The organism is Paenibacillus sp. FSL H7-0331 (assembly GCF_001956045.1).
Genome location: NZ_MRTH01000058.1, coordinates 17,181 through 28,397 on the forward strand (window position 1 = coordinate 17,181; position 11,217 = coordinate 28,397).

Genomic DNA, 11,217 nt, shown 5'->3' on the forward strand with positions numbered 1-11,217 from the left:
CTCTAAATGATGCAAAACCGAACCTTCGGTGTGCGAATGTTTCAAGCGGTCAACGGACTGTTTCTGACCGCGCTCATGGCGCTGACGCTGTATCCGTTCGTGCACCTGCTGTCGGTGTCACTGAGCGAAGGCGCGGAGGCATCGCGCATCGGCCTGCACTTGTGGCCAAGATCACTCGACTGGGTGGCGTACCGCGAGGTATTGATCTCGGAGCTGACGTGGATCGGCTACCGCAATACGGTGCTACGCACCGTCATCGGCACGGCCCTGACGGCCGCGATGACAGCGATGACCGCCTATCCGCTCGCTAAGGCGTATTTTCCGCTGCGCCGCACCTGGATCGTGTTGATCGTATTTACGATGATTTTCAGCGGCGGGCTCGTGCCGAACTATTTGCTCATCAAGGAGCTGGGGCTGCTGAACTCGCTGTGGGCGCTTATTTTGCCGGGGCTTATCAGTCCGTTCAGCCTGCTGATCGTGCGTAATTTTTTTCAGTCGATTCCCGTCAGTCTGGAGGAGTCGGCGCGCATCGACGGCGCTTCCGAGCTGACCGTGATGCGGCGGATTGTACTGCCGCTGTCGATGCCGGTCATGGCGACGATTGCGCTATGGACGGCGGTGGGACACTGGAACGCTTTTTTCGATGCGATCTTGTACATGACGGACAAAAACAAGCTTGTGCTTCAGGTCATCCTGCGCAAAATCATCCTGGAGCACCAGATGATCGGGCAATACGACGGTGCAGGCCTGAACATGCGGACAGCGCAGGAAGCCGTCGAGGCGGCGACAATCATCGTTTCGACGCTGCCGATATTGATCGTTTATCCATTTTTGCAAAAGCATTTTGTCAAGGGCGTGATGCTCGGCTCGATCAAGGGCTAACGCACGTCATTCCACGGATTGAAAACAATCGAAAAAGGGGTGTGTCACGATGAAAAGATACGGATACCGCATAGCATCGGCGCTACTGGTCTGCTCGCTTGCGGCAGGCTGCAGCGCCTCGGGCGGCACAGAGAAGGGAGATAGTGGCAAGGAAGGGGGCAAGGACGGCGCAGCGCCTATGACGATTTCCTGGCTCGGGCGCAATCAGCTCCCCGGCACGGTGATGGATAAGGATACGGAGGCGCAGAAGCTGCTGGAAAGCAAATTCGGGGTGAAGCTCGATCCGATCTTTATCGACCCGACGAGCTGGCAGCAGCAAATTACGGCCCGCTTCGCCTCGGGAGACATTCCCGACGTCATCTGGGTCAACAATGTTGCCGAGCTGGTCACCTATGCGAATCAGGGTGTGCTGGCCGAGGCGCCGCTTGACTTGCTTAAGCAATACGCGCCGAACTATTACAAGGATGCGCTGGACATCGATCAGCGTGTGCTGAACCTGTCCCAATACAAGGGCAAAAACTACGCAATGGTCAAAATCGACCCGATCGCCACCGTCAAACGGATGTCCGGCGTGCGCCAGAGCTGGTACGACAAGGTCGGCATCGCGAAGGAGCCGGAGACGATTCAGGAGTTCGAGGACATGTTCAAAAAATTCCGCGACAACGATCCCGACGGCAACGGCAAAAAGGATACGTACGCGTTCAGCATCGCCTGGAAGGACGGCAGCGGCAACTTCGGCGGCGCGGCTAACGATATCGTCAGCCAGTTTTTTTACACCTACGGCACGATGCCGAGCATGCGCTTCGTCAAGGACAGCAAAATCGTCGACGGCTCGGCGCAGCCGGAGCTGAAGGACGGGCTGAAGCTGCTACGGCGCTGGTACGATATGGGCATCGTCGATCCCGAGTTTGTCGTGGACGACAGCAAAATTTGGCATAACAAATTTATCGATGGCCGTGTCGGCTTCTACGGACGCACCGTCTGGTGGGTTAATCCGAACGGCCTTGCGACGAACGCGCTGCGCGAGAAGACGCCAAACGACGGTATCAAGCTGCTGAAGCCGCCGGTCGGACCGAACGGCTCCAGGGGCATCGTTCAGGACAACCCGGCGGGCTCGGGTCTCGTCGCCTTCGGCAAGCAATTGGAGAAGGACCCGGACAAGCTGAAAAAAATCATTCAAATGCTCGATAGTGCGGGCAGCGACGCGTCGCTAACCTACTCGATCGGCCGCGTCGGCGTCGAGAACAAGCACTGGAAATTCGACGATAAGGGTGCGCTTCAGCCGATTGCGCCGTACGACAAGGCGGAAAATCTCGCGAAGGAAGGCAAAACGGAGTTTTTTGCGCCGTGGCTGAGCAAGGCATACCAGTTTGGCGTACTGCCCAAAGGGGTGGACGGCATGCTGAAGACGTACGGCATCGGGCCGTTCGATCCGATTTACAAATACCCGCTGCCGAGCGCCAAGCAGTACCAGAACAACGTCAACGCCGTCGTGGACGAATGGCTCGCCAACTTTATCGTCGGCAAGAAGGATATCGATAAGGACTGGGACGCTTACCTGGACGCGTGGAAGAAGGCTGGGGGCGACATGCTGGAGAAGGAAGCAAATGACATTTATCAATCGATGTTCAAAAAATAGGAGGGACATTCCATGTCTAACACAACACAACAAATCTCGTCGCGTTCGGTTTATGTCGGCCGCGATCCGTATTATTTGGTCTGCGAGCCATTCCTGCGCAAAGCCCCGAACGGGGAGCTGTTTATCTTTTTCCAATCAGGCGGCCATACAGAGCCGGCCAACAACAATACGCTGTTCATCACCCATTCGCGGGACAAAGGCGAGACTTGGACCGAGCCGCGTGAAATTATCACGACCGAAGGCAAAGGCACCTGGAGCTCGGAGGTGTTCGTCGACGACGACAAAATCACCGCCTTCGTGTACGAGGTGGAACAGGACAACCATTTTGCCACGCTGCGGGCGTTCCGTTCGTACAGCTACGACAGTGGAGTCACCTGGACGCCGCGGGAGAAATTCGAGGGCTTCCATGAATGCCACAACATGCGTCAGCGCATCATTCGCTCCGACGGCGCTTGGGTCATCCCGTTCTGCTATACGGAGTCGGTCGACCTTCCTGAGGAGAAGCCGCAGCCGGCGTACGAATCGAACATCGCGCCTTGGCGGGCGTTCTACCAGAATCATCTGTATCGCAGCGGCGTGCTGATCAGCACAGACGGCGGCCTGACATTCTCGCGCCATGTCGCGCCGGGCCCGCGCAGCGAGCAATTTTTGTGGGAGCCAAACGTGATCGAGCTGTCGACCGGCGAGCTGGTCATGCTGATGCGCAACGAATACAATGGCTGGCTGTGGCGGTCCGTGTCGCGCGACGGCGGCGTCACGTGGAGCGAGGCCGAGCAGACCGATATTCCCGACGCGGCGGTGAAGATGCGGCTGCTGAAGCTGGCGGATGGCCGGATCGCGCTGTTCTGCCACCCGAACCCGGATATCGCAACCGATCCCGACTGGCTGAAGCACAGCTCTCGTACATATCGTTACCCGTTCGAGCTGTGGGTATCGTCCGACGATATGAACACCTGGTCGGTCAAAATCGACCTGCAGCACGTTCTGCCGCCGCGCCGCGAAATCCACCTGTACCACTATCCCGACGGCTATGTGGACGAGGAAGACAAGGCGATCTATATCGCCGTCGATTTGAACCGCAACGAGCTGATCGCGATTACAATTCCGTTCGGGGCGTTGGAGAGGTGGGGGTAAGGCCGGCGCATTAGAGGAGCTTGCCGTAGGGAGGCGTTTCAGTGACATTTGATCTTCCAATCTGTTAAAACCAGATTCCTTGATTTAAGATTCCAAGGTTGGAGTCAAATTTAAGGCGTATGCTTACGAAGTCGCTTTCCCTTGGAAAGCGTGGAGGCGACCGCACCGCTTTTATAGATACAAATGTCCCTCTCCGCTGCTGTGTGCTTCCTCTCAAAATTCACATTGACCTTGCCCTTGGGTGAAAGTATTAAAAGAAGAATTAAGTAAGACCCAATGGAGAGTCTTATTCGACCTGTTATTCTTTATCGCTACCCACGGCAGGGGAGTCATATTTCGGCTCCGCCGGAGTAGTAGGTTGCGGTTTCCAACGGATCCCTTTTCGTTTACAATGGAGCTACGCTAAATAAGGCAAGCCTCACACCAGGAAGGAGAGCAAGGATGCGTCACTCGCAAAAGCTACAGCGGCAAATGTCCGCCATGATGGCGCGCGCGGTGGCCGATTCGCGGCAGGGCACATATCAGAGATCGTTAGAGCCCGGTCCAAGACTAGCAATCGCTACAGCGCAGCGCCGGCAACCTCGCTGTAACGCAGTGGGTGCGGCAGCTTGTCGCTGCGGGCGGCACTGCGCAGGCTGCGAGAATGCGGGTTAGGAGGCCTTGGTCCTTTCAAGAGCGTGAGCGGGCGGTTCTTCGGAGCCGCCCTTTTGGTGTCGACCTCCCTACTGACAATCGGCAACGGGCTGAGACCCGGCATGGGCAGTCGGTTCGCTCGAAAACTCACACTCTCGCTTCCTCCAGAGTGGACTACGATTGGTATCTATAAGTGTCCGCAAATAATATACGCTGCCGAATTACTAGACCAATTGGCTAATGTAATAAAGAAGGACGATTGGGATGTGATTATTATCCCCGAATTAGGATCTGTAGGCATGGTTGCCGCAGCTGACAAAGGAGAACGAAACAATGAAAAAGTACATACTCTTCGATCATGATGGTGTTCTGGTTGACACTGAATTCTGGTATTACAAAGCGGGAGAACGCGCTCTGGCTGACATTGGATTTACCTTGGATAAAGATCAATACCTCCGCGACATGACCCAGTCATTGGGCACTTGGTCCCAAGCTAGGGCGGCAGGTATTGATGAACAGACCATCAGCAAGCAGCGTGAGGTCCGCAACGTCTATTATCAGGAATATCTAAGAACAGAAGCCATTGAGATTGAAGGCGTAGTTGAAACTCTAGCCGAACTGTCAAAGTACGTCCGCATGGCCATCGTGACGACTGCAAAACGTGCGGATTTTCAACTTATTCATGAAAAGCGCCAGATTAGACAATTTATGGAATTCGTCCTTGTTCGCGAAGACTACGAGCGCACCAAGCCGCACCCGGAACCATACCTGACCGGCCTAACACGCTTCGGAGCTACCAAAGAAGAGACCCTGGTTGTAGAGGATTCAAACAGAGGGTTGAACTCAGCCGTGGCGGCTGGTATCGACTGTGCTATTGTCCATAACGACTTCACAAAAACACATGACTTCTCACAGGCCAGCTATCGAATCAAGACTCTGATTGAACTAAAGGACATTATCCTGAATGTAACCTGAGAGAGCATTCAGGGTTGTGGTGCAAAGCTCTGATTCATGATAACATCATTGAAATGAAGTCGTGGGATGGAGCAACTTACTTTGGAAGCGAAATTGAATTTATTTAAATGGAAGCAATATTCAGTGGAAGTATTTATACAGAGCGGTTGATTCTATGGGGAAAACCATTGATTTCATGTTATCTGAAAAGCGGGATATGCAGGCAGCTAAGTGCTTCTTTACAAAGGCTTTGTCCTCTCCACATACTCAAATCCCAGGCGTAATCACCTTGGATAAAAATCCAGCGTATCCACCTGCCATACAAGAATTAATAAATGAGAAATCCTTTCCAAAAGAAACCTTGATTAGACAGACAAAGTATCTAAATAATATTGGAGCAAGATCACCGGTTCATAAAGAAAATTACAAAACCAATGCTTGGTTTCAAATCGTTTCTTACAGCGGATCAGACGTTAAAGGGAATTGAGGCTTTACATATGATAAGGAAAGGACAGGCCGATGATAATTCGACTGTCCTCACTGCTGTTGAATGGCTAAATAAGATATTTGGTTTAGTGGCATAGACAAAGTAAAGTTTATCGGGTAACTGCGAACTTTTTTAAATCCTTGCACCAGAACCGTCTATATGACCCAGCTTATATTAATAATTTTCCCCGCGATAATAGCGCTTCAGTTTTTCTTCCAAATGAACGAGCTGCGCTTCCTTCTCCTCAATATCTTTCAGCAGCTTTTGCTTTTGATCTTCTATCAGCTTGGTTCTCTCCGGCAGGGTTGAGGTTCCTTCGTTCACCTTATCATAATACTTTTTGATATCCTCCACACTCATCCCAGTTTCGCGAAGACATTTAATAAAAACTAGCCAGCTCAGATCATCATCCGTATAAAGACGGTTATTCTGCTCGCTTCGGGCAGCAGGTTTCAACAGTCCCTTTCTTTCGTAAAAGCGGATCGCTCCAATATTGATCCCGACTTCCTTCGCCACTTCTCCAATCGTTAACATACTAACCCTCTTTTTTTAAAAATTATTTGTTGACCTACACTAAGTGTAGCATAGTAACTTATAAATATCGTTAAAGAAAAATCAAATTAGGGAAAGAAGGATTCGCATGAAAAAGACAGCCTTTGTAACCGGAGCAAATAAAGGAATCGGAATTGAAATTGTTAAGCAGTTAAGCGAAGCAGGCTGGAAAGTCGTCCTTGGTGCACGCAGTGCCGAACGGGGTGAAGCAGCCGTTTCCGAATTAACTTCCAAGGGGTTAGACGTAGAATTTGTACAAATCGACATGAGCGATTTGAAAACCATCGAACAGGCAGCCGATACGCTCAACAAGAATTATCCTGACCTGAAGCTTCTGATCAATAACGCTGGTATGCCTGGCGCTTTCTCCCGTTCTTTTACGGATACCAAAGAGGAAGATCTGCGGAATGCCTTCGAAGTTAACTTTTTCGGGACCGTCCGTTTGAACCAGCGTTTGTTCCCGTTAATCAAAGATAACGAAGGCACAATCGTCAATGTATCGACCGACATGGCTTCTCTGGACCATATGCAAAATGCTGAATTTACTTTAAACGCATTCGATTATAACTCATCTAAAACGGCCAACAATGCCATGACACTTTCAATGGCTTATGAAGTCAAAAACAGCAGCGCTCAAGTATTTGCGGTAACGCCTGGATTCACCTCAACAGATCTTAACGGCAATGCCGCAGGCGGTAAATCGAAAGAAGCCGCCGCTGCGATTATAGTGGGTTATGCGACAGATGGCAAACGTCATAACGGCGAATTCTTGGATGAGAATGGTGTTTACTCCTGGTAACCCACAATTGCCGAAAGCAACTCTTGCCGCCCATATCGCGGACAAGAGTTTTTTGCGTACAAGATTCCAAGTAAAATAACGATCAAGCGCATTATGGTAACGAATGTGGCAGATGAAATGACGGTATCAGATTAAGCGGAGCTGCAGTGCAAAATTTACTTTGTACAGCCTTAAAACTCTTCTAAAACCTTAGATTTGTCACCATGGACCTTTTCCAGGTGATCCTCTCCCCAATAGCATAATTGGTCAAGCGCGGGCTTTAATCCCCAGCCGTAGGAAGTTAACTCATACTCCACTTTAGGTGGGATCTCTTTATAAACCTTTCGTGCAATAATCTCATCCTTTTCCAGGCCTCTTAGTTGAGTGGTCAGCATTTTTTGCGTAATGCCGGGCATTAACCGTCGAAGCTCAGACGTCCGTTTCCGTCCTGTCATCAAATGATAGATGATTAAAGGCTTCCATTTCCCCCCCATTACTTCTAATGCTGCCTCCACACCAACTTTATACTTCTTTTGAACGTTATTTTCCCTCTTTTCAGTCATCACTTAACCCTCCGTTAAAAGGCTGTATTTTTGTTAGGAACATAACATTCGTTCATTCATTCCGTTGTTCAGGTAAGTTTCTAGGGCATCTATATCTAGGGTACTTCTATGTTCCTATGGCACCTGTATCATCCTATAGAACTTGAAAGTGCGTACTTCCGGATTATTTTAATACTGTTTATAATAGCATCAGCCATTGATAATGGCTACAAGTTGGTTGTTGAGAGAGGTAGTGAAGATACAAGTATGAGAGTATTAATCGTTGTTTCGCACCCGAGAGAGGATTCTCTGACCTTTAAGGTTGCCGATCGTTTCGTACAAGGTCTTGCCGAGGCCGGCCACGACTATGAGATATTGGATTTACACCGGATTGGCTTTGACCCTGTTTTAAAAGGAGTAGATGAACCTGATTTGATAGCTGCGGAACAGTCCTTTTCTCCTGAGGTGGAATTGGAAATAAGGCGCATGAAGGAGCATGATGCCTTAGCATTTATTTTTCCAATTTGGTGGTGGCATTTGCCAGCCATGCTAAAAGGTTATATTGACCGTGTATGGAACAATGGGTTTGCATACGGTTCGAACCAGCTTCATCATCAGCATGTCTTGTGGATTGGTTTGGCGGGCGTTTCCAAAGAACAGATGAAAAAGCGTAACTATGATGAAATGATTACTCATTTGCTCAATGTGGGAATTGCAGATTATTGCGGTGTTTCCAATTCAAAGGTTAATTTTTTATACGAGACTTTGGATTCCAATCCCAAGCATTATGAGATGCTGCTTAACCAAGCTCATCACTTAGGTTTGAATTATGCCAAGGAACAGTAGCCTCAAGTTAACTCTGAACTCTATTGACTCTGTCCAAGGAAATCCGATCACCAATAAAGTGAATCTGAATCTTATTTTAACTTCAAATTAAATTGAGCATACTTTGTCAGCACCCCTGTTCCGAAACTATACGGTGAACTAGTAACAAGCGTTGTTATTGAATGCGAAGAAGTGCATTGTTCCGTCTTGAAATGGATTTTTGGGGATACCATGTCCAAGAGAGATTTCAACAGTGAGGAAATGGTTAGTACCTTGGGGAAGCGTATTGCATATTTACATCAGTTTTCGCGGAGTTTCAAACAAGGTTCAAGTTTTATAAGACCCGAATATGGGATAGTGTGGGTAAATAACATGTTGACCAAATTGCGATCAGGCAAAAAAATAGGTATTATCGCCACCGAGGAATTTCAAATTCTTGAAAATGCGAACATCAAGGGGAATTTCATTCATTGACTTCGGATTATCGGGTTTTGGATACTACGCATCAGATGTCGCTATGGGTGCCCTATTTACTAAAAATGAATTACGGGATGATCTGCTTTCCGGCTACACTAATATTATTTCCGGAAAAATAGACACCGCACAGTTAGAAGACCTGATGTTTTTGAATATATGCGAATACTACGCATTTCTGGTAAGTAGAAAAGAAAAGCATATGTGGGTACGTGAACATATACCAAGTCTGATTGAACTTTGTAAATCTTTGCTTAAAGGCAAAACGGTTTTTTATAATATCAATCAAGTAGGCTTAACAAACTAGAGAAGCCCATAATTACAGAAAACAATGTACGCAGCCGATCGGAAGCCTCTCTCCCTTATAACACTAACGAAGTTTTGATGCTTCATAAGGTGTTCCGCTAACGGAGAACGTTAACACAATAACACCAGGACGAGGCTGCCAGCACGATCGGCAGCTCTATTACGTTAACGGGCATTTTAGCGTAGTTTCATATTAATGAGTGGGAACAAATTTAGCAGCAAGAAGTAGTCCTCAACCAGATCTAGAAGTACCGCCGGAAGTGCTTCTGCGCGGCGCAACACGTCAATAACCTGCTTTGTCTTGATGATTCGCATCCGAAATCCCTCCTGAAAAAGAAAATGGCCCCTCTAAAAAGGGGTCTTGGTTCTGGATCAAGAATATGATGTATGTAAGAGATTGGGTTTAATTGGGTTAATTCCAGGGAATGCCAAGAGATCTTGAGAAAGTCAAAGGTTTTTAATCGGGATTATCGTTTTGCAATCCAAAACGAGGAGGTACTTTATGAGTTCCATTCTAAACGTTATTGAAAAGTTAAAGTTGAACGTCTTGAATGTAGAAGATGTTCCAGAGTCATTTAGTTCTGATGTATACAAACTTACTCTCGCTAACGGAGAAAAAGTGTATGTAAAAATTCCATTTAACAAAGATAAACTATATCGTGAATTTCAGATGCTTGAGACATTGAAGGACGTAATACCTGTTCCTAAAGTATTGGATTTTTGGGATGGGGATGAAATTACTACTGGAGCATTGCTTCTTTCGGCGATTCAAGGCATACCTTGTACAGAAGATATTGCTGAGAAACTATCTTTTCAAATTGGCGTGTTTCATGCGATGCTTCATGAGGTTAAAACTCCAGGTTACGGTTACCATGTGACTGATGGATTTAAGATTCTTGACCAAAATAATTGGAGACTACATATCAAAGGTAATTTTGAAAAGTGGAAAGAGCCTTGCAAAGAGATTCTCGATCCAGAGCTGTATGAAAGATGTATTCTTCACTTTGATGGCGTATTTTCAGCTTTACCAGAACCTGATGGGCCATGCATTGTTCATATGGATTTTAGACCTGGTAATATATTGGTAAATGATAACAAGGTTACTGGCATTATTGATTTCGAGAGTGCCCGTGGTGGATCCTCTGAAATAGACTTTACAAAAATCAATCGATATATTTGGGGAGTAAACCCGAGAACAAAGCTACCGTACATTGATGGGTATCGAACGATTCGCCCTATGGTGAATCTGGAGACAGTCTTACCATTCTATGATCTTTACGATGCTTTCAGTGCAGTTGTTTGGTGCAAAAACAGAGGTGTCGAAAAAAACCAGTCTTTTCTTCAGGAAAATATTTCCACTTTACAGAAATCAGTGGGGATTGAGCAGACACGTTATTAGATGTTCGATAAGATGCAATTAGAAAAGCCATCCGACAGGATGGCTTTCTTCAAAAACTTGCCGTTACAGACAGCGCGGAGAACCTTATCATAAATAACCGTTACGCTAACAGCGAACGTTAGCACAATAACACCAGGACGAGGCTGCCAGCACGATCGGCAGCTCTATTACGTTAACGGGCATTTTTATTGAAGGGAAACAGATAATGATATAATTATCCTATAAAAGGAATTGAAGGGAGACTATATATGATTTTAAAGGATTTAACTAGTGTTAAAAAACTTTGGATTCCAATAGGTATTATTCTTGTTACCTTGATTTCATTCGTCTCTTTCGCTTACTTGTTACCAGTTAAAAAAACGGTGCACGAAACGAGTTCAGTTCCTTGGGAAGGTGGTAAATGGAGAACCTCTACTCCCGAAGAGCAAGGTATTCATTCTGCTGAGTTGGCTGATGTCCTCAAAATCGTCCAGATTCAGCATACCAATATTCACTCCTTACTTATCGTGCGGAATGGTTTCCTTGTACTTAGTACCTATTTTGCTCCTTACCAAGAAGGTGATGGCGTATTTTATCAAGTCCATTCCGTGACGAAAAGTATTACTTCAGCAT

13 protein-coding genes and 1 pseudogene are annotated in these 11,217 nt (G+C 47.4%); 11 read left to right on the plus strand and 3 right to left on the minus strand.

Annotated elements, in window-relative coordinates; all coding sequences use genetic code 11:
- The first annotated feature begins 6 nt into the window (after positions 1 to 6).
- The 6 genes and pseudogenes from BK127_RS38635 to BK127_RS38665 all read left to right on the plus strand — a co-directional run.
- Positions 7 to 882 (plus strand): carbohydrate ABC transporter permease, encoded by an 876-nt coding sequence (locus tag BK127_RS38635; protein WP_256711635.1) that lies wholly within the window; start codon positions 7 to 9, stop codon positions 880 to 882.
- Positions 883 to 931: 49 nt separating this feature from the next.
- Entirely contained in the window at positions 932 to 2,521 is a 1,590-nt protein-coding gene (locus tag BK127_RS38640) for a type 2 periplasmic-binding domain-containing protein (protein WP_076237999.1), read from the plus strand.
- Between the two features lie 12 nt (positions 2,522 to 2,533).
- Positions 2,534 to 3,655 carry a sialidase family protein gene (locus tag BK127_RS38645; protein ID WP_076238000.1) on the plus strand — a complete coding sequence of 374 codons (1,122 nt, stop codon included), beginning with the start codon at positions 2,534 to 2,536 and terminating at the stop codon, positions 3,653 to 3,655.
- 677 nt (positions 3,656 to 4,332) lie between these two features.
- Complete coding sequence (locus BK127_RS38655) at positions 4,333 to 4,650, plus strand: hypothetical protein (RefSeq protein WP_076238002.1); 318 nt, start codon at positions 4,333 to 4,335, stop codon at positions 4,648 to 4,650.
- Positions 4,622 to 5,263 carry an HAD family hydrolase gene (locus BK127_RS38660; protein ID WP_076238003.1) on the plus strand — a complete coding sequence of 214 codons (642 nt, stop codon included), beginning with the start codon at positions 4,622 to 4,624 and terminating at the stop codon, positions 5,261 to 5,263. Before BK127_RS38655 ends, BK127_RS38660 begins: the two co-directional genes overlap by 29 nt.
- A 121-nt stretch (positions 5,264 to 5,384) precedes the next feature.
- Positions 5,385 to 5,826, plus strand: a pseudogene (locus tag BK127_RS38665) (IS6 family transposase); the annotation flags it as partial.
- A gap of 77 nt (positions 5,827 to 5,903) precedes the next feature.
- Here BK127_RS38665 and BK127_RS38670 read toward each other — a convergent pair.
- A complete protein-coding gene (locus BK127_RS38670; RefSeq protein WP_076238004.1) occupies positions 5,904 to 6,263 on the minus strand; it encodes a MerR family transcriptional regulator in 360 nt (119 codons plus the stop codon).
- 106 nt (positions 6,264 to 6,369) lie between these two features.
- On the opposite strand from BK127_RS38670, the gene BK127_RS38675 reads away from it, so the two are divergent.
- The gene (locus BK127_RS38675; RefSeq protein ID WP_076238005.1) at positions 6,370 to 7,080 is read left to right on the plus strand and encodes an SDR family NAD(P)-dependent oxidoreductase; all 711 of its coding nucleotides are present in this window, start codon (positions 6,370 to 6,372) and stop codon (positions 7,078 to 7,080) included.
- A 170-nt stretch (positions 7,081 to 7,250) separates the two neighbouring features.
- On the opposite strand, the gene BK127_RS38680 is transcribed toward BK127_RS38675, so the two are convergent.
- Positions 7,251 to 7,622 carry a winged helix-turn-helix transcriptional regulator gene (locus tag BK127_RS38680; RefSeq protein WP_076238006.1) on the minus strand — a complete coding sequence of 124 codons (372 nt, stop codon included), beginning with the start codon at positions 7,620 to 7,622 and terminating at the stop codon, positions 7,251 to 7,253.
- 246 nt (positions 7,623 to 7,868) lie between these two features.
- Between BK127_RS38680 and BK127_RS38685 the strand changes: the two genes are divergently transcribed.
- The gene (locus BK127_RS38685; protein ID WP_076238007.1) at positions 7,869 to 8,447 is read left to right on the plus strand and encodes an NAD(P)H oxidoreductase; all 579 of its coding nucleotides are present in this window, start codon (positions 7,869 to 7,871) and stop codon (positions 8,445 to 8,447) included.
- A gap of 415 nt (positions 8,448 to 8,862) precedes the next feature.
- The gene (locus tag BK127_RS38695) at positions 8,863 to 9,207 is read left to right on the plus strand and encodes a hypothetical protein (protein WP_144026691.1); all 345 of its coding nucleotides are present in this window, start codon (positions 8,863 to 8,865) and stop codon (positions 9,205 to 9,207) included.
- A 176-nt stretch (positions 9,208 to 9,383) separates the two neighbouring features.
- On the opposite strand, the gene BK127_RS44255 is transcribed toward BK127_RS38695, so the two are convergent.
- Positions 9,384 to 9,521, minus strand: a complete 138-nt coding sequence (locus BK127_RS44255; protein WP_179097766.1) for a hypothetical protein — start codon at positions 9,519 to 9,521, stop codon at positions 9,384 to 9,386.
- A 187-nt stretch (positions 9,522 to 9,708) separates the two neighbouring features.
- On the opposite strand from BK127_RS44255, the gene BK127_RS38700 reads away from it, so the two are divergent.
- Both BK127_RS38700 and BK127_RS38705 read left to right on the plus strand, forming a co-directional pair.
- The gene (locus tag BK127_RS38700; RefSeq protein ID WP_076238010.1) at positions 9,709 to 10,605 is read left to right on the plus strand and encodes a phosphotransferase family protein; all 897 of its coding nucleotides are present in this window, start codon (positions 9,709 to 9,711) and stop codon (positions 10,603 to 10,605) included.
- A 248-nt stretch (positions 10,606 to 10,853) separates the two neighbouring features.
- A partial coding sequence (locus BK127_RS38705) for a hypothetical protein (protein WP_372237414.1) occupies positions 10,854 to 11,217 on the plus strand: 364 nt, incomplete at its 3' end.

Bases quoted from the DNA above. Each gene is read 5' to 3' on its own strand.
- BK127_RS38645 (WP_076238000.1), top strand. From the start codon at position 2,534: ATGTCTAACACAACACAACAAATCTCGTCGCGTTCGGTTTATGTCGGC.
- BK127_RS38670 (WP_076238004.1), bottom strand. From the start codon at position 6,263: ATGTTAACGATTGGAGAAGTGGCGAAGGAAGTCGGGATCAATATTGGA.
- BK127_RS38635 (WP_256711635.1), top strand. From the start codon at position 7: ATGATGCAAAACCGAACCTTCGGTGTGCGAATGTTTCAAGCGGTCAAC.
- BK127_RS38700 (WP_076238010.1), top strand. From the start codon at position 9,709: ATGAGTTCCATTCTAAACGTTATTGAAAAGTTAAAGTTGAACGTCTTG.
- BK127_RS44255 (WP_179097766.1), bottom strand. From the start codon at position 9,521: ATGCGAATCATCAAGACAAAGCAGGTTATTGACGTGTTGCGCCGCGCA.
- BK127_RS38640 (WP_076237999.1), top strand. From the start codon at position 932: ATGAAAAGATACGGATACCGCATAGCATCGGCGCTACTGGTCTGCTCG.
- BK127_RS38680 (WP_076238006.1), bottom strand. From the start codon at position 7,622: ATGACTGAAAAGAGGGAAAATAACGTTCAAAAGAAGTATAAAGTTGGT.
- BK127_RS38685 (WP_076238007.1), top strand. From the start codon at position 7,869: ATGAGAGTATTAATCGTTGTTTCGCACCCGAGAGAGGATTCTCTGACC.
- BK127_RS38660 (WP_076238003.1), top strand. From the start codon at position 4,622: ATGAAAAAGTACATACTCTTCGATCATGATGGTGTTCTGGTTGACACT.
- BK127_RS38675 (WP_076238005.1), top strand. From the start codon at position 6,370: ATGAAAAAGACAGCCTTTGTAACCGGAGCAAATAAAGGAATCGGAATT.